The sequence below is a fragment of the Paenibacillus ihbetae genome (genome assembly GCF_002741055.1).
Lineage (GTDB): Bacteria > Bacillota > Bacilli > Paenibacillales > Paenibacillaceae > Paenibacillus_AQ > Paenibacillus_AQ ihbetae.
In genome coordinates, this window is record NZ_CP016809.1 from 3,606,171 (window position 1) to 3,626,997 (window position 20,827).

A 20,827-nucleotide genomic window follows, 5' to 3' on the forward strand; every position below is an offset into this window, starting at 1 on the left:
TTCTCTTATCGGACCGATAAAAGATCGCAATCCAAAGCACGGCTGGAAAGATGTAACATGGTCTTAGACCGGTCTATACATTTTTTCGTTAGGAGAGTGACATATGGATCAGGAGCGGCTAGTGAGGGTGTTTCGGCATTTTGCCGATAAGGAGTTTCCGGGATCCAGCGATCTGTACGCGCATTTGGCGCGGCAGATCGCCGGCGACGCGGAGGTTTTGGCGATAGCTGCGCAGGCTTCGCCCGGACAGCCGGTGCCCAATCTGCTGTTCGGCGCGGTTCAGTACTTGCTGCTGAAGGGCAAGGGGGCAGCGCTTAGCGCCTACTATCCGGGGCTCGCGGAGGAGCCGAAGGAAATGGAGGCAAGCTATCCGCATTTTCGGACATTTGTGCTGGAGCATAGGGAAGGGATTATAGAGATCCTACGAAGCAAGCGGGTGCAGACGAACGAGGTCCGGCGCTGTGCGTATCTTTATCCGGTGTTCTGCTCCGTGTACGCCAAGGTGCAAAAGCCGCTCGCCCTTGTGGAGCTGGGGTGCAGCGCCGGACTGCAGCTGCTGTGGGATCAGTATGGCTACGCTTACGGCGGCCAGGAGGTATACGGCAACAAGCACTCCGCCGTTCGCATCGAAGCCGGGATCAGGGGCGATAAGGCTCCGTTTCTGCTCTCTTCCAGTCCCCCGGTCGTCTACCGGATGGGGATCGATCTTCACGTGAACGACGTGCACAGCGCGGAGGATATATTGTGGCTGCGGGCGCTGATCTGGCCGGGCAATCCCGGCCGGGTATCGATGCTCGAGCAAGCCGCAGCTCTTCTGAAGAGCCGGTCCGACATTCGGTTCGTAGAAGGGGACGGGACGGAGCTGCTGCCCGGCCTGGTGCGGGACATTCCCGAAGAGGCCGCTGTATGCGTTTTTCATACGCATGTAGCCAACCAGATTCCCGAGGATAACAAACATCGGCTGCTCCATCATCTGAACGATATCGGCAAACACCGCGACATCGTCCATGTGTACAACAATATGTGGGATGGCGATCTCCATGCTGACTTGATTGTCGGCGGCATATCGAGCGAACAGACCATTCTTAGAGCCGACGGTCATGGGCGCTGGTTCGAATGGCTGGCGTGAATCGCCAGTAATCGTGTATTTTTCGAAGCCGTTTGAAATCCTGCTTCGTCTTCATTCCGCTTCACCAAGCCGTCTGCCATCCTTCTCCGTGCTTTCATTTCGCTTCTCCATACCGCGGCATTTTTCTCCAGCGCCAGACTGTGCCATAATAGGGGAGATGGAATATAAATAGGAGTTCAAAAAGTCGGTTTTTCAGCACCGAGGCTTATCCTTCCGAAGTGCGTTTTTTCAAAACGCTTTAGGTTGGATGAAGCTATGGACGTCAGGAGTGGAGCTACACGTTTTCGCAGAAAACGCCTTCGAAAGCATCTGCTGTTTTGGGTACGTGAGCACTAAAATGTTTCCGCAGGAAACATGCTTCGGAAGCATCTGCTTAGGCCCGGCTGAATTCAAGATTCGATGCCGAGTTACTTCTTGATTCACTTCGTGATCAAAAGACTACTTTTTGAACAACCTCTATAAAGCGTTTAATGCTGAAATCAAGGATGCCAAAGGAGGAAGACAAGATGGAATACCGTATTGAGAAGGATACGCTAGGTGAGGTGAAGGTGCCTGCCGATAAGCTCTGGGCCGCCCAAACGCAGCGCAGCTCCGAGAATTTCCGGATCGGCACGGAAACGATGCCGAAGGAGATTATCCGGGCGTTCGCCGTGTTGAAGAAGAGCGCCGCGATTGTCAACGGCAAGCTTGGCAAGCTGAATGAAGACAAGGTCTGGGCCATTACCGTCGCAGCCGATGAAATCATTGAAGGCAAGCATGATGAGCATTTTCCCCTTGTCGTTTGGCAGACAGGCAGCGGCACGCAGTCCAATATGAACGTGAATGAAGTTATCGCGAACCGGGGGAACCAGCTGCTTCAGGAAAAGGGTAGCGACCAGCGCATTCACCCCAACGATGACGTGAATAAATCCCAAAGCTCCAACGACACCTTCCCGACGGCGATGCATATGGCTGCCGTTATCGCAATGGAGGACAGCGTGCTGCCGTCGCTTCAACGGCTCAAGAAGACGCTGAAAGAGAAGAGCGAGGAGTACAAGGATCTCATTAAAATCGGCCGCACGCATCTTCAGGATGCCACGCCGCTTACGCTGGGGCAGGAAATCAGCGGCTGGCATCGGATGCTGGAGAAATGCGAGCTTATGATCGCTTCCTCGATCGAGCCGCTGCGGGAGCTGGCGATCGGCGGCACGGCCGTCGGCACGGGCATCAATGCCCATCCGAAATTCGGCGAGATGACCGCGGCGGAAATCAGCCTGCAAATCGGCAAAAGCTACACCTCCGCCAGCAATAAGTTCCACTCGCTGACAAGCCATGACGAAGTGGTCTTTGCACACGGAGCGCTCAAGGCGCTGGCTGCCGATCTGATGAAGATCGCCAATGACGTGCGCTGGCTGGCGAGCGGGCCCCGCTCCGGCATCGGGGAGCTGACGATACCGGCCAACGAGCCGGGAAGCTCGATCATGCCGGGCAAAGTGAATCCGACCCAGAGCGAGGCGCTTACCATGGTGGTATGCCAGGTGATGGGGAACGATGCAACGATCGGGTTCGCGGCAAGCCAGGGCAATTTCGAGCTGAACGTATTCAAGCCGGTGATCATTTATAATTTCCTGCAATCCGCACGCCTGCTGTCGGATGCGATGGATTCGTTCGACCGGAACTGCGCGGTCGGCATCGAAGCGAATCTCGATGTCATCCGCGGCAATATGGAGCGTTCGCTCATGCTGGTAACGGCGTTGAATCCGCATATTGGCTACGAGAATGCGGCCGCGATCGCTAAACGCGCGCATCAAGAGGGCACGACCCTTCGGGAAGCGGCGCTGGCGAGCGGGCTGCTGACCGCCGAGGAATTCGACCGGATCGTGCGGCCGGAAGAGATGATCCATCCGAAGGAATAGGCAGGATGCTGATGCTGAAGGCCAATAAACCCATGCACCCGTGAGGTGGATGGGTTTTTGTTTCTCTACAGAGGAACGGCTGTTACTGTTATAATGAAGTGTCAACGGATGGATGGAGCAGAATTTTACCTTAAAAAGGACGGATGACGAGTGAAAAAACATCAGCTGACCGCGGTGGCGCTTTCCGTGATCTTAACTGGTCTCGGCTTGTTTTATATCGGGACCCCGATGCTGATCATGATCGGGGCGCTGCTTATGGCGCTGCAGGGAGTTGTACTTTATTTTCTGCTGCTGACGCTCGGCTTCCTCGGCTTTTTGGCGCTGCCGGCCGCGCTTGCGCTGCATATTGCGGGCATCGTGATCACGATTATTTATTTTACCTACCGGTCGCCGAAAAAACCATGGCTGGAGCAGAAACGGCAGCGGCAGCTGTCTTCTCCAGGCGCCATCGCCGTGCGCACGGTGATCGGCTTCCTCTTGCTTGCCGGATCCGTGTATGCCGGTTACACGGCGGGAATAGCCCCGTTTACCAAGTCGGCTGCGGAGAAGCAGGCGGTCCGGGAAGCCGCCGAGCAATATTTGGAGCAAAAGTACGGCGAACCGTTCAAGGTCACCAAGATCGATTATACATGGGCCGTCGGGTCCTATAATCTTAAGGCGATTCCCGAAGGAGCTCCCGAGCTGGAATTCACGCTGGACAGCACTGACGGCAGCCCGCCGGTCCCATCCGGTGAAACGTACCTTAATCGTGTATGGGGAGCGCAGCTTCGTGACAAAGCGGAGCCGGTCATCGACCGGCTGTACCCGGACGGCGCTTTCGTTCAGGCCTGGGTAAGCTGCAATATGAAGCAGGTGGTGCGGGAATACGACAAGCTGGATTCCTGCAGCAGCGGGCCGGTTAGCCAGAGTGTAGACATCGTTGTGTTTGCCGATGTTGCGGAGGGCAGCCTGGACCAAGAGAAGGAGCGCATCCTGGAGCTGGTCAAGCAGCTGCCCGGGGTTACGGTTCCGGGCAAGACCGATCTTCAGATCGAGTATTATCCGGCAAAACTGAACACGCCTGCCAATGCAGCGAAGCTCCAGAAGGGGAATGGCACTTTGCGTGATGCGTCGCCGACGTATCAGTTCAGGGAATTCGACATATCGCAGGTCAAGGGGATATCGGACATCGAGCTCCGCAAGTCTTAGAACTGAAAAAGCCAGGCAGAAAACCTCGCAGGGTTCGCCTGGCTTTTTCATATGACAGAAGGGGGTGGACCTCCGGACCTTATGAACTCGAGCCCGGTCCCAGGTCAATCAGACCGAAGCTGACATGCTGCCCGAAGCGGACTTGTCCGGCAGCAGGCTTAGATCCCAAGGCACTTTATTGTAGGCAAGCTTGCTGCCCCCGAGTATGTTGCTGGCCCTGCTTATAACATGGTGGGAGTGCTTCATTGCGATATCCTCTTTTATAAAATGCGTGCCGGCCGCAAAAGCGGTAAGATATTCGTCCCAGCTTCGGTAATGCTGCTGCAGGAGGGCCGCTGCCTTTTGTTTGATCTCCCAGGCCTCCTCTTCGCTCAGGAAGCGGTAGATCCGCCCAATCCGGCTAAGAAGGATGGCCCAGCCCCCGCCTAAAGCGGCGATATCGGCTGATGGCAGCATCCCCATCCATTTGCCGACAACGGCCATTTTTTTGTAATCGGGGTCGTCTTTGGCGTCCTCGAGATAACGCTCGCGTGCCTTGAGGGTCAGGGCGGACAAACGGTTATGAACGTCCAGGTATTCCTGGCAGTGGCCGTCGTTTAGCAAAAAATCGATACGCTCTCTAAGAGAGGCCGCGTCCGTGATCTTCCAGTCGGCCAGCGCTCTTTTCATCACGCCTTTTCGCAGCCAACGCTCCGAGGGGTGAAATTCATAAGGAATATAATAATAACCCAGCATGCTATCGATACAAACGCTGGACAAGCAGCGGAGATAGAGCTCGATTCGTTTCTTGTGCTTGCGGCTGAATCCTTTCATTATGCGAATGCCTCCTTTCTAGGTTGCAAGTACCCAATGCACTTTGATGGCCTTCCAGGTGTTCCACAGGATGACGGCAATCAGCAGCCAAGTATATACCGGGTGCAGGTCGAAGACTACTTGCAAAGCTAGATAGACCAGAATGTAGAGCCAGCTTAAGCGGAGCACCATGAGCGTATCGAATAACAGATTGCTTCTCCATGACCGCCACCGGTCAGCGGCTGTGATGTGTCTCTGGCCGTATTTATGCTTGTTAGACGCCATACACAGGTAGATATACGAGTGGATATGGGGATTCTCGAGCTGATTGGACTGTTTCAAGATATCCCGTGCCTGATCTAACTCCTCAAGTCCTATATAACAGCGTCCTTTCAGGCTGAGCGCATCGGTATTTTCCGGCTCTTGGTCCAGCACCTTCTCGAGGTCGCTCAATGCGGACGAATAATCAGCCTGCTCGAACCGGATCTGGGCCCGGTGCCAATATCCATCAAGCTCCTCAGGCGCCAGCCGGATGGCTTGACCGAAGCATTCGTCCGCGGCGGTCAGATTGCCGGTCCGCGCATGGCATTTACCGAGCATAAGCTGAAGGTCGGGATCATGAGGGTACATCTCGCTGGCGTGGGCCAAATAGTCGAGGGCTTCTTCCAGCTCGCCTTCCTTTATCATGTATTGCCCCTGTTCCCTCAGGTCAAGATACTGCTCGATATCAATATCCTCGGCGGGATTCTCCTTAAAGCACTCGTACCGCAGCTCGGACGTACCGTTAATTTGGCTCATGATATATTCGATGAGCGAATCGGGGTACTCCTCCAGCAGGTCTTCCTTGTTCTCCGTGAAGTGAAACATGTCGTCAAGCCGCTGCCATACCGGGCGAGGGAGATGGCGATGATCCTCCAGAAAGTCCATCAGTGCGTACTGCAGTTCCCCGCTCCGCTCCACATCCCACACGATGTCCCGGTTAAGCGCGTCCTCCCAAGCCTCGGGATCAATGCGCGCCTGGAAATTGTCATAAATTTCGTCGATCTCATCGATGAACTGCTCAATCGGGTCCTGCGGAATCGGCTCGCGGGCGTGGTGAAGCGGTTCTCCATAATAACCGGACACCGAAGATGGTTTAGATGCCGGGTAATCGCCTTCGTCCGTCCCCAGCCCAAGCTCGCCGCCGGATTCCGCCGTCTGGCCGCCTTCGTAAGCGGCGGGCTCCGCAAAATCCAAAGGCTCTTCTTCCTCCGGCTCAACGTAAGGCGCCATTTTCAACGCGGAATCATAAGCCTCGCGCAAGCGCTGGTAGCCTTCAGGGTCATCCTCCGGGTGGTGGAGTCTCAGCTTTTTCGCATAGGCTCTTTTGATGGCTGTTATATCGCTGGTTGCCTCGATTCCTAAAATGTCCCATACACTCATGTTAAATCCATCCACCTTTCGATCTGATCCAGCTGCTCCTTAAGCGCTTCGGCGGCCTGTTTAACCACTTGCTCGTTTTGCGTCTGCAGCTGCATCTCGAACTGCTGGATCAGCCGGGCAATCATCTCTCGGCGGTCGCCCAGCGATTCCTCGTACAGCCGCTCGCCTCTTGCGATCAGCAGCCGGTTCTCCGTACGATCCCGGGGATGGATCTTGATATCCTTCAGCTCGGCAAGCCGGGCTTCGATCTGCTCCTTGGTCATGGAGCCGGCGTTGCTTTCGATGACCGCTCTCTTTTTCTCGCCGGTTGCGACGCTGATCACCTCGACCTCCAAAATGCCGTTGATGTCGTACGTGTAGCGCACGTCGATGCTCTGCTCCCCCGCCGGGGCCGGCGGAATTTTGATCCGGAGCTCGCCGAGCTTGATGTTGTTCTCCACGCGCCGGCTCTCCCCTTGATACACGTCGACGGTCATTTGCCGCTGATTATCGGAAATCGTGTAGAGGCGCTCGACCCGGCTGACCGGTATCGGCGTGTTCCGTTCAATGATCGGGAGGAAATGTCCGGTTGAATATTGGCCGCCTCCCATCTCCCGCACAACGCTGGTACCGAGCGTGTAAGGGCACACATCCGTTAAAATCATCTCTTCAAGCGCCTGGTTGCGCTGCTTCAGCGCCGTTTGGATCGCCGCGCCGATCGCCACCGTTTCATCGGGATGGATGTTGCTGTAAGGCATCCGTCCGAACATCCGGCCGATGACGCTGCGAATCAGCGGCATGCGCGTAGCGCCGCCGATAAGAATGATGGCGTCCAATTCGGAAGGTGTAAGGGAGGCATCCCGCAGCGCACGCTCGATCGGCTGGCGCAGGCGGAGCAGAAGCGGCTGGGCCAGCTTCTCGAACTCCGTCCGGCTTATGCGCAGCTCCAAGCTGCCGGTTTCGGCAGGGACGGTCATCTTGGCTTCGTTCTCCTGACCAAGGGCCCGCTTGCACATTTCGGCCTGCTTATAGACCAGCGATTTCGTTTTGGCGTTGAGCTCCTCGGCATTCAAGCTATGCGTATGTAAAAAGTGCGTAAAGAGGAGCTCCGTAAAATCTTCGCCCCCCAGAAAGTTATCGCCGGCAATGGATTTCACATCCATAATGCCCTCGAACAATTCGAGTATGGACACATCGAATGTGCCGCCGCCCAGGTCGAATACGAGAAATTTCGTTTCGGGGCTCTCCTGATGCAATCCATAGGCAACTGCCGCGGCCGTCGGCTCGCTGATGAGCCGCTCCACCTTGAGACCGGCCAATTCCGCGGCCGTCTTCGTTGCCTTGCGCTGGGTGTCGTTGAAGTAGGCAGGAACGCTGATGACGGCCTCCGTCACCGGCTCGCCCAAATAAGCCTCGGCATCGGCCTTCAGCGCTTTGATGATAAAGGATGAGAGCTCTTCCGGCGTGAAGGTGTGAGGGCCGAGCACATAGGTTTTTTCCGTCCCCATAAATCGCTTGAACGTCGCTGCTGTCGCATGCGGATGCGTGATAAGCCGCTCCTGCGCAACCCGGCCGACCAGGATCTCCCCATTATCGTCAACGCTTACGACCGAAGGCGTCAGATGCTCGTCGAGCACGTTCGGGATGATTGCCGCCCGGTCCTCGGCCCAATAAGCCGCAAGGCTGTTTGTCGTCCCAAGATCAATACCGATCATCGTCATTGTGTCAATTATCCCCTCTTTCTAATCCGAGCGTCTGCACGGAACCGGTTAAGGAACTGTTGCAGGCGCTTAGAGTTGCCCCATGGCAAGGTAGAATCGTCTGAATGTTGAAGGCCGTATCTACTATTTTACCAGTGTTGGTAGAGTGATTCCAAGATGCGGCATAAATCGACGAAAAAAAACCTCCATATCAAATAAAGAACGGCCACGAGGATGACCCCAGGCCGTTCTTTATAAGAGTATTACCGTTATTCTAAGCCCAAAGCACCGTAACGCCTCGCTTGCCGATTACATTACATGCCGATCGTTCCCTTGGTGCTCCGGTAGACGGACATCTTGTTCACGAAGAAGGTGATCAAGAAGGAGCAGAGCAGGCTTGCCAGCATCGAGATCAGGAAGCCGAACGTGTTGTTGGATGTGATCGGACCGACAAAGGAAGGCACGTAGGCCGTTCCCCGAACGCCGAACAGTCCGACGAGCATGCCGCCGAGACCGGCTGAAGCAATCGCGCCTGCAAAGACCAGCTTGCTGGAGAACATGAAGGGATACGCGGCTTCAACGAATGTGCCGAAGCCCATATTCATGGCGAATCCCGGGGCCGCAACTGCCGCTTCTCCCTTGTCGCGGGGAGCGATCATGTTGGCCAGCGTGATTCCTGCCGATACCATGACCAGGCCCACCATATCGACGGCACCCAGGAAGCTGTTGCTCGTCGTCTCCATTTCCAGCAGAACAATAGGGAGGATGGCGGCATGGTATACGCCGCCGATGATGGCAGGCCAGATAAGCAGGCCGGCAATCAGACCCGCCATGACCGGGCTCCAGGAGACGAGCGTTTCGATCAGCGTGCGGATGCCTTCACCCGCGCTGAGCGCAATCGGCGCAATGAGGAAGTAGACGATCAGCCCGGCAATAAGGCCGGATATGCCTCCGGCGACGATATTGACCGTTGTGGCGGGGAAGCGCCATTCCACGCATTTACGGAACAGGTAATGGACGATGATCCCGGCGCCGATCCCCCCGATGATGCCCCCGATGATGCCTCCCTCTACGGACAGGATGCCGGCCACGATACCGGCCACGATCGATACCTCGTCCAGTTCCGACACCTGCTTGGCTGCGATAGCGGCAAGAATGACCGGCAGCGCTTTGATCATCAGGTCGAATACCTCGGATAATGCCGACAAGCCGGGGATTTTACTCACAGCCAGCACCAATGCCATCCCGATAAAGCCGGGGAGCGATGCCATCATCATGCCGCGAATATTAATTCTGCGCCAGGGCGATGCGCTGCCTCCCGAACCGGAAGAGGAAGATACCTGGGCTGTGCCGATCACCGGGCGGTACGGAATCCGCCAATGCTTGCTGAGCGAAGTGACGAACGTAACGGCACGGGTCCGGTTCGTCGTTCCCGTCGTGCCGGAAGCGGCAATCACGTGGACGCCTTTCGCCTGAATCATTGCCATCGAGGTGCCGCCGGTTCCGGTCACCGGCAGCTTGTATTTGGCGCAGGCTTCCACCGCATGGCGGTTGCTGCCTTCCGGGTCAGCGCTCATGACAATGATTCCGTCTATCTCTCCGAGCTCAATCTGCTCGGCAATTTCCCGATCCAGCCGTTCTGCAGCTTGATTGACCTGCTGCAGAGTGCCCTCAGCGATTATGACAGGTGCTCCCTGCGAAGAGCTCCAGCTGTAGAGCGCCGCAGGTGTGGTCTCCTTCGCAGCATCCATAGAAACCCCGGCGGCAATGAACTGCAGCGCTCCGCACGACAGCCCCGCGCTCTCCATCTGCACCAGGATTTCGTCCAGCAGTTTGCGGGGCTCCTTGCCGCCCAAATTGTACAGATTGCCGCCGCTGCTCCCGATTATGGCAATTTGACGATTCATGATATGCCGCCTCCCGTAATTGAGAAATGTTATTTTCTATATTACAGCGTTGAAGTAACTTATTAAAGCAGTAAAATGGACAATCTTTATTTCAAGGTGCAGCATATTATATTTCGGCTGAGCTCTTCACCGTGCTGAGTACCGGTAATAAATAGCGACAGTCCAGGACTTAGGCTTTCGTTCTTTCGATTTCCAGGGCCAGTCTAATGGCTTATTTTATGTGGGCTGCCGTATGGCAGCTGGACCCAGGATCTCGTATTGCGTGCACAAATAGAAAAAACCGCCGTACCGGCCACTTGGGCCTGTACAGCGGTTGGATATCTATCGTCGATGCCTAGGATACACGATTAGGATTCACGTTCTCCGGCCAAAGCCGCCGATGCTTCCTGCATCGATTCCTCGGCAACCTCTTTTACGATTTGAAGCTTCGTATAGCGATGCGTCTTCTTCTCCAAGACGGTGAAGGTCAAGTTCTCGTAGGTCCAGATGTCGCCCTTGGACAGCTCCGAGTTGTGTCCGTACAGCCAGCCGCCGATCGTGTCGAGATCGTCCGTGGACAGGTCGGTGTGCAGCAGATCATTGATCCGGTTGATCGGCACCTTGCCGTCCGCGATAATGCGGTTCGGCTCGGGCTGGATGAGCTCGCGTTCTTCATCCTCGTCGAATTCGTCGCGGATTTCACCGACGATCTCTTCCAGAATGTCCTCGATGGTGATCATGCCGGACGTGCCGCCGTATTCATCGATCAGGATAGCCATATGCGTGCCTTCCAGCTGCATCTTCCGCAGCAGCTTTTTGATCGGAATCGCTTCGGATACCGTCATCGCCGGATGAATCAGCTTGGTCAGGTCCATGTTCGAATTATCGTCGAACTCCAGGAAGAACTGCTTGGTGTTAATCGTACCGACAATCTGGTCCTTATCTCCCCGGACGACCGGGAAACGGGTATACTGCTCACGCTTGATGATCTGCAGGTTCGCAGCCAGCGGCTTATCAACATAGAGGCAGATCATATCGGTGCGGGGCACCATGATTTCCTTCGCGAGCATATCATCGAAGGCGAAGATCCGGCTAACATAGCCGTATTCGGCCTGGTTGATCTTGCCGCTTTCATAGCTGTCGCTTAGAATCATGCGCAGCTCTTCCTCGGAGTGAGCCTCTTCATGCTCGCTCGCAGGGTGCATGCCGAACAGGCGGACGATTTTATTCGCCGAGCCGTTCAGAAGCCAGATGAACGGATACATGATGCGGTTAAACCAGATAATCGGCGTTGCGCACAAGAACGTAACAGCTTCGGCTTTATTGATCGCGATGGTCTTCGGCGCAAGCTCGCCGATCACGACGTGAATATATGTCATGATAATGAACGCGAGCAGGAACGAGATCAACGAAGATATGGCGGCCGGAATCGCGAAATTATCGAATACCGGATGCAGGATCTTCTCGATGGTCGGCTCCCCGAGCCAACCGAGACCGAGCGCGGTGATCGTAATCCCGAGCTGACACGCCGACAGGTACCCGTCAAGGTTGGACGTCACCTTCTTAACCGCGAGTGCACCTTTACGCCCTTCCATGACCAATTGGTCGACCCGGCTGGGACGAAGCCTGATGATGGCAAATTCCGTCATAACGAAGAAAGCTGTAGCAGCAATTAATAAAACAACAAGAAATATATTTAGGCCAATATTGTCATCCAAACAAAACACATCCTTTTTCTTTCTGATCTGAATTAGTTTTTAAATAACCTGTGTCAACTATACATAGCTGTCAACATAATTCGACCGGAACTTCAAAGGTTCGAGCATCATGTGCTTGAGGATCAGGAACATATCGGTTTCAGTGGAGCATATAACGTCATTCAAGGAAAGCAGAGACTCATGGGGCGGCAGCTCCAGCATCAGCCGGACGGGGTCCGGGCTTTTGGGCACGGGGGCCGGGGCTGGATATGCTCCTTCGGGCGCCTCCATCCCTTGCTGGGCAACAACGGAATCAGACAGATCCTCGCCGAGCGCGGGCGTAACGTAAGAGAGCAGCATGAAGCCAAGAGCGGAACATATAATTCTGTTTATCCTTCGTATGGGGTCCAAGTCGGATCGTCACTCCTACAATTCGTAATCGATTTGCTCTAACCAATATATGGCTGAAATGCGTTCATATGATTCAATGAATCTCGTTGTTGTACGTAATTTCACCACGATCATCGTATTTAAAACAAGGTATATTGTTATACATCATAAGAAAAATTGTGCCACTATGTCAAATGTCCGTTCATTGAGCTGATGAGAGTCCGCTTCAGGAGTGGCCTGGCGGCATCTGTCGGGGACAAAAAAAGGACCCCACCCGAAAATCAGGTGAAGTCCTTGCATCCTTGCTGTTTATTTGTGAAGCGGAAGCTGTCTGATATAGCTGTCGGACAGATGGAGGAGCTGCAGGGCGCGCTCGAACTCTTCCCGCGAAGCCTGCGTAGACGAAGCATCCTGATGCGGCAGCGGATGCTTGGTGCCGTCCTCGAAGCCGATCCCCGGGATATACATGGTCGTATTGTTGATGAACGTCCCGGAAGGCAGATAGTACCGCTCCGGCAGCAGATTGCTGTCCGCATGGTTCAGCAGGTCCTGACCGAAGTGAAGCTGGTCATCGAGCGGAGCGCCAAGCAGGTTCGCAATGGTCGGCAGCAGATCGATCTGCCCGCCCACTTGCTCCTTCACGGCCGGCTCCAGACCTTTGCCGTGGATCATAAGCGGGATGTTGATCATATCGGCAGAAGTATACTCCCGGCCGTAGATCTCCTGCATGAGCTCTTTATCCTTGTTGTCCAAGGAATAAATCGGCAGACCGAGATGGTCGCCGTAGACGACAACCAGGCTGTCGTCCCATATGCCGTCCTTCTTCAGCTGCTCGATGAATTTGCCGAGGGCGTCATCCGCATAGTTTTGCGCACGGATATAGTCGCCGACGAAGGTGCCTTCATACCGCTCCGGCAGCGTCATCCGGTATTTCTCCTCCGGAATGGTAAACGGATGGTGGGCCGACATCGATATAACCTGGGTATAGAACGGCTTGCCGGTCTCGTGCATCTTCTTCAGCTCGGCGGCCGTTTTGGTATACAGCGCGTCATCCGATGCGCCGAAGAACAGCTTGTCATCTTCCCCGAAGAAGGCTTTATCGTAATAGCGGTTAAATCCAAGCGCCTTGTACAGCTCGCCGCGGTTCCAGAATTCCACCACATTCGTATGGAAGGTTGCCGTATCGTAGCCTTGGCTCTGCATCAGTCTCGGCAGGCTTGGAAGAACCCGGTCCGCATAATGCTGCGTCGCCGCTCCCCGTGGTGGAATATAGAAGGACGTATTGACAACAAACTCCGCATCCGAGGTGTTGCCCTGGCCGACGTTCTGGAAGAAGTTCGGGAAGTACAGGCTCTCCCGGGCGAGCTTATTCATGTTCGGCGTAATTTCCTTGCCGTCAATCTTCAGATCGATCAGAAAATTCTGGAAGGATTCCATTTGAATGATGATCAGGTTCTTGCCCTTGGCTGCGCCGGACAATACCGGCTGCTCGGCGGGCTGAATACCCTTTAGCTCGTTGATCCGTGCCTGTGTAATCGACTTGGCATCCTCGAGCTTTTTATTCTCCTGCTGGAAAATGGTGTACGCTTCATAGTTCAGTATACCCATCTCCTGCGCCTTCACGATTTCGTTCATGCTCGCACGGTTCGGCATAATCTGGAAGAGGCAGAGCATCAGGGACAGCACGAACATAATGGGTGCAAATTTCCGCTTCTCCTTCTTGGTGTGCCGGATTTTCCAGTTCTTGACGCGGTCGCTCCGCCAGAGGAGGACGAACAATACGATGATGTCGGTGAAGATCAGGAGGTAGTACGGATCCATGAGCGAAAATACGCTGTTGCTCACCGCGGTGACTTGGTTCACCTGCTCCAGTGCATGATAAGTGACGATAACGCCGTAATATTTATAATACATGATGGCCGCGAAGAAAATGGCGGTCAACAACAGGTTGACGCCCATGTAGACAGCCAGCTTGCGCTTGGAGGCAAACCACTCGATCAAGCTGAACACGAGCCAGATAAAGGGGATCTCCGTTATCAGAGGCCTCCACGGAAGCACGTCGTCAAATATGACGACCCAAGCCAAGTAGCTCTTGAGCAGCATAATGACGGAGAAAAATATAAATGGCTTCGTAACCGTTAAACGAAACCGTGAGATGGAAAACACCTGTATCGCCTTCCTTTCATGTCGCACATGCAGATTTTACGATGTTGATGCCGCTCTCTCCGACCAGTCCGTACAAAGCGCGTTCTTCGTGCCGCTTATACGATGCCGCAGCGGCTAAGAGCAGGGTTAAAGGCGGCTACCGACAGCTGCTTTAACAAATAATTAACCCATAAATTTTACAAAAGTTATGAACAGAATTTATTATGACCTCTTCGAGGGAGGTTGTCAAAGAGTTAAAGTAAGTCCATATTCTTCGCATAACAACCGAAATTAAACAATGAAAAAACCGGCCAAAGGCCGATTTTAGCGAAGGAAAGCTCTTCTAGTGTAAAAATGCCATCAGCATCGGCGCGGCCCCGAGGGTAAACAGCGCCGCCATGATCATGGAGATGCTGGAAATGGTTCCGGACAGCGAGCTGAATTCGAACGCCTTCGAGGTCCCGGTCCCATGTGCCGCGGTCCCGAACAAAATTCCGCGTGCGATCTCTCCCCGAATCCGGAAGATCCGCATGATCGAGGGCCCGACCATGGAGCCGAGAATGCCGGTCATGATGACGAAGACGGCCGTCATGCTGGGCAAGCCGCCGATGACCTCGGACACATTCATGGCGATGGGCGTCGTGATCGAGCGCGGAATCAGGCTTGTGGCAAGCGGGCTGCTCAGATGCATCCATTTGGCCAGCATGCCGGAGGAGACCATCGCAAGCACCGAACCGGCTGCAACGCCGCAAATAATCTCAGCCGCATGGCGCTTGAGGGTTTGGAAGTTTTTGTACAGCGGGACGGCAAACGCGACGGTTGCCGGCTCCAGCAGCTTGCTGATCCACTTCGCACCTTCATTATATGCATCATAGGATATGCCCGACTGGGTCAAAATCACGATAATAAGCAGCGGAGTAATAAGGAGCGGGGACAGATAGACCTTTGGCACGCGGCGATACAGCCGCTTGGCTCCGGCATAAATGCCGATCGTCAGCAGCAATCCCGTCAGCACGGATAGCAGGGTATTCATGATGATTTACGCTCCTTTCTTGAAGAAATTAAGGTTGCCGTCAGTCCCGAGCCTGCCATGACGAGCACGGTGCTGAGCAGGACGACGGCCAGAATCCGGAATCCGTCGGCTTCGAGCACGGTGAAGTAATTCATGACCCCGACTGCGGCCGGAATGAAGAAGAGCAGGAGCTCGGCAAGCAGCCAATTGGCGCCAAGCTCGATCCACTCCAGCTTCAGGACGCCCGTTTCGAGGAGAATGAAGACGACGGCGATGCCGAGAATGCTTCCTGGTATCGGAATATGGGCCAGTTCGGCAAGCTGACTCATCAGTGTCGACAGCAGCATGAAACCGGCCACTTGCAAGCTTCCCTTGATGATGTTTTTCATGACCGGCCTCCTCCTTGTTTTCATGTTTTAATGAAATTTTACAGCGATTGCTTTCATAGGTAAAATGCATATATCGAATGCCAACTATTCCATTTATCTATACATACTGTCGGGGAGGGAATACGCGAATGGATATACGTCAGCTGCAGTATTTTCTTGAGGTTGCAAGAAACCAGAGCTTTACCAAGGCGGCGGAGAAGCTTTACATCACGCAGCCGACCATCAGCAAGACGATCCGGAATATGGAGGATGAGTGGGGGGTCACGCTGTTCCACCGGGCAGGGAAGCGGATTGAGCTGACGGATGCCGGGCATATCATGTACCAGCAGGCCCAGCAGATGGTAGAGGCTTTTCAACGCGTGTCCGCGGAGCTGGAGGATCTGATGAATCTTCGGCGCGGGCATCTGCGGATCGGTCTGCCGCCGATGGTCGGATCAAGCTTTTTCCCTGAAGTGATCGGCCAGTTCCACAAGAGCTATCCGAAAATTACGATTCAGCTGATCGAAGACGGGGCGAAGAAGGTCGAGGCCGACGTGGAGAGCGGTCAGACGGATATCGGCGTGGCGGTACTTCCGGTGAACGAAGAGGTGTTTCATTATTATTCCTTTGTTAAGGAGAAGCTGAATTTGCTCGTGCACCCGTCCCACCGGCTTGCCGGCAGGGACAGCGTGAACTTGAAGGAGCTTGCAGAGGAGCCGTTCGTTCTGTTCCGGGAGGATTTCACGCTGCACGACCGGATTATCCGCGAATGCGTGGAGGCCGGATTCGAGCCGCGCGTCGTATATGAAAGCTCGCAGTGGGACCTGATCAGCGGGATGGTGGCGGCGAATTTGGGGATCGCGCTGCTGCCCGAAACGATTTGCAAGGAGATCGATTCCTCGCGCGTCTCCATTCTTCCCCTGGACAATCCTTCGATTCCGTGGCAGCTCGGCATGATCTGGCGGAAGGATCGATATCTGTCCTTTGCGGTGCGGGAGTGGATTGCATTTACCCGCGGGTTGCTGGGTGAGCAGGAGTAGCATCCGGGTTATTTGCCGATGCGTTCCATATATCCCCAGGAATTGGAGAGGCCGGTAGCGGGCGTATCAGCCAAGCTAGTAAACCTTTCGATCCTTTCATACATTTTCAGTCCTTGGACATAATATCCATAGTAAGGAGCGATATATCCAAGGAGGAATGAAATCCGTGAGTGATCAAGAGTTTGGAGCAGGAAAACAGGTTGAAGACGGGCGCCGCAGCTACGACCAGAACCGCGGGGAAACCGAGCGCGAGGACACGCTGACGAACCGGCAGGGGCATCCGATCTCGGATAACCAGAACGTAAGAACCGTCGGCAATCGCGGACCGATGACGCTGGAGAACTATCATTTTTTGGAGAAAATCACGCATTTCGACCGGGAGAAAATTCCCGAGCGGGTCGTCCATGCCCGAGGAGCTGGGGCGCACGGGTATTTCGAGGCCTATGGCAAGGTGGGTGACGAGCCGGTATCCAAGTATACGCGCGCGAAGCTCTTCCAGGTGGAGGGAAAGCGCACGCCGGTGTTTGTCCGATTCTCGACCGTTATCCACGGTGCCGGTTCCCCGGAGACGCTTAGAGATCCGCGCGGCTTTGCCGTCAAGTTTTATACGGAGGAAGGCAACTGGGATCTGGTCGGCAACAATTTGAAAATATTTTTCATTCGCGACCCGCTCAAGTTTCCGGACATGGTGCACGCGTTCAGACCGGATCCGGTATCGAACGTTCCGGGACCGGTAGGGATGTTCGATTTCGTCTCCCGCTCGCCGGAAGCCACGCACATGATCACCTTTGTCTATTCCCCGTGGGGAATCCCGGCGAACTACCGGCAAATGCAGGGTTCCGGCGTCAATACATACAAATGGGTGAACGCCGAGGGCAAGGCCGTGCTGGTGAAATATCACTGGGAGCCCCTCAAGCAGGGAATCAAAAATTTGACGCAAGAGGAAGCGAATAAAATCCAGGCTGTGAACGACAGCCATGCGACGCAGGATCTGTATGAGGCGATTGAACGCGGGGATTATCCGGAGTGGGAGCTGTGCGTCCAGATCATGAGCGACGACGAGCATCCGGAGCTGGAATTCGATCCGCTCGACCCGACCAAGCTGTGGCCGCAGGATCAGTTCCCGTTCCTGAAGGTCGGCAAAATGGTGCTGAACCGCAATCCGGAAAACTATTATAACGAAGTGGAGCAAGCGGCATTCGGAACGGGCGTGCTCGTCGACGGTCTCGACTTCTCCGACGACAAGCTTCTTCAAGGACGGACCTTCTCGTATTCGGACACGCAGCGGTACCGGGTAGGAACGAACTACCTCCAGCTGCCGATTAATGCGCCGAAGAAACGGGTGGCGACCAACCAGCGCGGCGGGCAAATGTCGTATTTCGTTGATAAGGCGCCGGGACAAAGCCCTCATGTTGACTACGAACCGTCGATGACGGACGGCTTGAAGGAAGCGTCGCAGACGGCTAAGCCGCATCAGCCGCATTACGATGCCAGCCTGGTCCGCGAGAAGCTGGACCGGACGCTCGACTTCAAGCAGGCGGGCGATACGTATAGAGCGTTCGAGGATTGGGAGCGCGATGATCTGATCAGCAACCTGGTTAATGCGCTGATTCAATGCGACGTCCGCATTCAGGACAAAATGGTGGAGTACTTTACGAACGCCGACGAGGATTACGGCCGTCGGGTTAGGGAAGGCTTGGACGCCAAGAAGAAGGCGGGCACAGGAGAAAGCGCGCGGGATCAAGCGGTGGAGGATGCCGAGCGCATGGGTCACGAGGCGGATCCTTACTAAGCGGATAGGCTTATCGTTACGATTGGGTTAATTATACGAGAGCGAGCAAGCACAAGAAGCCGTCTTCCTGCGAGGAATCGTGGAGGGCGGCTTTTTAACGCGATATGGCCCCTGGTTTTTCGTGGAAATTAGGAGAGCTGCAAGGAATCAACCCGGCAAATCTCGAATTAGAACCTAGTACTAATGAAAAGGGGGCCTATGCGATATGGCAATACAGACGGGAATCATCGGTTATGGGTTGTCCGGCTCGGTGTTTCATGCACCGATTCTTCGAAGCGTGCCGGATTTTAATGTACGGACCGTCGTATCGTCGGATCCTGACAAGGTGCATCGGGACTTGCCGGATACCGAAGTGGTCGACAGCGTGGATGAGCTGCTGGCGGATCCGGAGGTTCAGGTCGTCATCATCACGAGTCCGAATACAACGCATTATGAATACGCCAAGCTTGCGATTGAAGCGGGGAAGCATGTGGTGGTGGAAAAGCCGTTTACCGTAACCTCGGAGGAAGCGGACGAGCTGATTGCGCTGGCGGCTGAAAGAAGCGTGCTGCTGACGGTATATCATAACCGGCGCTGGGACAATGACTTCTTAACCGTCCGCAATCTCCTTGAGACCGGGGCGCTCGGCAAGCTGACGATCTTTCAATCGCAGTTCAGCCGTTACCGCCCCGATCCGCAGCTGGACCGCTGGAGAGAGCAGGCGCTGCCCGGCTCCGGGATCCTGTATGATCTGGGCTCTCATTTGATTGATCAAGCGCTCTTCCTGTTCGGCAAGCCCCGGACGCTGTGGGCGGATCTTCGGCAGGAGCGCGAGGGCTCCCAAGCGCCTGATTATTTCCATCTGGTGCTGGGCTACGCATCCCATCGGGTCATCCTGCATGCCGGTTCCCTGGTCAGGCAAGCCGGGCCGAAATTTGAGCTGCACGGCGATAAGGGAAGCTTCCTGAAATACGGAATGGACCCCCAGGAAGGTCAATTAAAGCAAGGCATGCGGCCGGGCGATGCCGGCTGGGGAGAGGATCAGCCGGATATGTACGGCGAGCTGGCAACGGAGCTGAGCGGCCTGGCGGTTCAAGGCGAGATCGAGACGCTGCCCGGGCGGTATCAGGCATTTTATCAGGGCTTGGCGGAGGCGATTCTCGAGGGCGGTCCTCTGCCGGTGCGGCCGGAGGAGGCGCGGGATGTGATCCGGATGATCGAATATGCCATAGAGAGTCATCGTAAAGGCTGCACGGTGGAGGTCGTCTAGTATCTTCGAGGACCGTCCGGCGAGACAGCGGGCTGGAAGACTGGTTGCATGCCGCTGAACGGGCACATAGTTTGCTCCGGTTTGTGGGATAGTAGGGTGTATAACCCCTTAGCATGCCTTGCCATGGGGGATTAGGAACCCAACACCACATTCAAGAAGGAGAGAACAGGAATGAAGATGCGTAATGCTCTTCGGCCGGCATGGCTGTTTGGAATAGCCTTTGCCGTGCTTCTGGCAGCGACCCTGGCAGTTCCGGCAGCGGCGGCCGGCAGCGGCCCGTTTCATTTTGGCTTTAAGAGAAGCGTGAACGGTCAGCTTCCTTCGATTGATCAAGAAGGCTTTAAAGAGCTGCTGCAAAAATACGATGCTATCTTTATGGGCGATGCCAGCCAGAAGGAATTGTACCTTACGTTTGATAACGGGTACGAGAACGGCTATACCGCTCGCATTCTCGATACGCTCAAGGAAAAGAAGGTGCCCGCTACCTTCTTTGTTACCGGTCATTATGTAAAGACGCAGGAGGATTTGCTGAAACGGATGGCGGCGGAAGGGCATATTATCGGCAACCACTCCTGGAATCATCCGGACGTGACCACCCTATCCGCGGAGAAGCTGACGGAGGAGCTGGAGCGGGTGAAGAAGGAAGTGGCCCGCATTACCGGCCAGCAGGAGATGAAGTATTTGCGCACGCCGCGCGGCATTTTTGACGAGCGCTCCCTTGCGGTCAGCAAGCAGCTCGGATATACCAACGTGTTCTGGTCGCTCGCCTATATGGATTGGGATGTGAAATCCCAGCGGGGTGCCCAATACGCCTTTGATAAGGTGACGGCGCAGCTGCATCCGGGGGCTGTCATTCTGCTGCACTCGATTTCCAAAGATAACACGGAGGCGCTCGGCCGGATTATCGATGAAGCCCGCAGCCGCGGGTACGAGTTTAAAAGCCTGGACCAGATGCAGAAGAAAGCTCCGTAATTCAAGAAAAATATTGGATGCATAGCCGATCCGGTTTTTTTATTGCGCGCAGTCCCTTCCTTGGAGGGGACTGCGCTTTTTGGCATGAGCGCAATGGGCGGGGATAAGGTTGGCTGCCGTTATGTGACGCGAGCGCCGCACGCTTGGAGTTTAGCGAGTTAAACGGAAACG

The 20,827-nt window shown here is 55.0% G+C and carries 16 protein-coding genes; 7 read left to right on the forward strand and 9 right to left on the reverse strand.

Going from position 1 to position 20,827, the window contains the following annotated elements; translation table 11 throughout:
* Positions 1-103: 103 nt before the first annotated feature.
* From BBD41_RS16010 to BBD41_RS16020, 3 genes are all read left to right on the forward strand, one after another.
* On the forward strand, positions 104-1,129 hold the full coding sequence (locus tag BBD41_RS16010; protein WP_099478174.1) for a DUF2332 domain-containing protein: 1,026 nt from the start codon (positions 104-106) through the stop codon (positions 1,127-1,129).
* Positions 1,130-1,635: 506 nt separating this feature from the next.
* Positions 1,636-3,024, forward strand: a complete 1,389-nt coding sequence (fumC, locus tag BBD41_RS16015) for a class II fumarate hydratase (protein WP_077568536.1) — start codon at positions 1,636-1,638, stop codon at positions 3,022-3,024.
* Positions 3,025-3,174: 150 nt separating this feature from the next.
* Positions 3,175-4,212, forward strand: a complete 1,038-nt coding sequence (locus BBD41_RS16020; RefSeq protein WP_099478175.1) for a hypothetical protein — start codon at positions 3,175-3,177, stop codon at positions 4,210-4,212.
* Between the two features lie 108 nt (positions 4,213-4,320).
* Here BBD41_RS16020 and BBD41_RS16025 read toward each other — a convergent pair whose 3' ends face one another.
* From BBD41_RS16025 to BBD41_RS16065, 9 genes are all read right to left on the reverse strand, one after another.
* Complete coding sequence (locus tag BBD41_RS16025) at positions 4,321-5,025, reverse strand: DUF1266 domain-containing protein (RefSeq protein WP_099478176.1); 705 nt, start codon at positions 5,023-5,025, stop codon at positions 4,321-4,323.
* 18 nt (positions 5,026-5,043) lie between these two features.
* A complete protein-coding gene (locus BBD41_RS16030; protein WP_099478177.1) occupies positions 5,044-6,426 on the reverse strand; it encodes a J domain-containing protein in 1,383 nt (460 codons plus the stop codon).
* Positions 6,423-8,126 carry a molecular chaperone HscC gene (locus BBD41_RS16035; RefSeq protein WP_099478178.1) on the reverse strand — a complete coding sequence of 568 codons (1,704 nt, stop codon included), beginning with the start codon at positions 8,124-8,126 and terminating at the stop codon, positions 6,423-6,425. The genes BBD41_RS16030 and BBD41_RS16035 overlap by 4 nt, the downstream gene beginning before the upstream one ends.
* A gap of 293 nt (positions 8,127-8,419) precedes the next feature.
* Positions 8,420-10,012, reverse strand: coding sequence for a PTS sugar transporter (locus BBD41_RS16040; RefSeq protein ID WP_099478179.1), 1,593 nt, complete (start codon positions 10,010-10,012; stop codon positions 8,420-8,422).
* A 347-nt stretch (positions 10,013-10,359) separates the two neighbouring features.
* A complete protein-coding gene (locus BBD41_RS16045; protein ID WP_077568526.1) occupies positions 10,360-11,709 on the reverse strand; it encodes a hemolysin family protein in 1,350 nt (449 codons plus the stop codon).
* A gap of 57 nt (positions 11,710-11,766) precedes the next feature.
* Positions 11,767-12,099, reverse strand: a complete 333-nt coding sequence (locus BBD41_RS16050) for a hypothetical protein (protein WP_077568524.1) — start codon at positions 12,097-12,099, stop codon at positions 11,767-11,769.
* A gap of 288 nt (positions 12,100-12,387) precedes the next feature.
* The gene (locus tag BBD41_RS16055; RefSeq protein WP_099478180.1) at positions 12,388-14,244 is read right to left on the reverse strand and encodes an LTA synthase family protein; all 1,857 of its coding nucleotides are present in this window, start codon (positions 14,242-14,244) and stop codon (positions 12,388-12,390) included.
* Between the two features lie 322 nt (positions 14,245-14,566).
* A complete protein-coding gene (locus tag BBD41_RS16060; RefSeq protein WP_077568522.1) occupies positions 14,567-15,256 on the reverse strand; it encodes a CidB/LrgB family autolysis modulator in 690 nt (229 codons plus the stop codon).
* The gene (locus tag BBD41_RS16065) at positions 15,253-15,624 is read right to left on the reverse strand and encodes a CidA/LrgA family holin-like protein (RefSeq protein WP_077568521.1); all 372 of its coding nucleotides are present in this window, start codon (positions 15,622-15,624) and stop codon (positions 15,253-15,255) included. Before BBD41_RS16065 ends, BBD41_RS16060 begins: the two co-directional genes overlap by 4 nt.
* 128 nt (positions 15,625-15,752) lie before the next feature.
* Between BBD41_RS16065 and cidR the strand changes: the two genes are divergently transcribed.
* From cidR to pdaA, 4 genes are all read left to right on the forward strand, one after another.
* A complete protein-coding gene (cidR, locus tag BBD41_RS16070; protein ID WP_099478181.1) occupies positions 15,753-16,643 on the forward strand; it encodes a cidABC operon transcriptional activator CidR in 891 nt (296 codons plus the stop codon).
* A 157-nt stretch (positions 16,644-16,800) separates the two neighbouring features.
* The gene (locus BBD41_RS16075; protein WP_077568517.1) at positions 16,801-18,435 is read left to right on the forward strand and encodes a catalase; all 1,635 of its coding nucleotides are present in this window, start codon (positions 16,801-16,803) and stop codon (positions 18,433-18,435) included.
* 205 nt (positions 18,436-18,640) lie between these two features.
* Positions 18,641-19,684 (forward strand): oxidoreductase, encoded by a 1,044-nt coding sequence (locus tag BBD41_RS16080; protein WP_077568516.1) that lies wholly within the window; start codon positions 18,641-18,643, stop codon positions 19,682-19,684.
* Between the two features lie 171 nt (positions 19,685-19,855).
* The gene (gene pdaA, locus BBD41_RS16085; RefSeq protein WP_077568514.1) at positions 19,856-20,656 is read left to right on the forward strand and encodes a delta-lactam-biosynthetic de-N-acetylase; all 801 of its coding nucleotides are present in this window, start codon (positions 19,856-19,858) and stop codon (positions 20,654-20,656) included.
* Positions 20,657-20,827 lie beyond the last annotated feature (171 nt).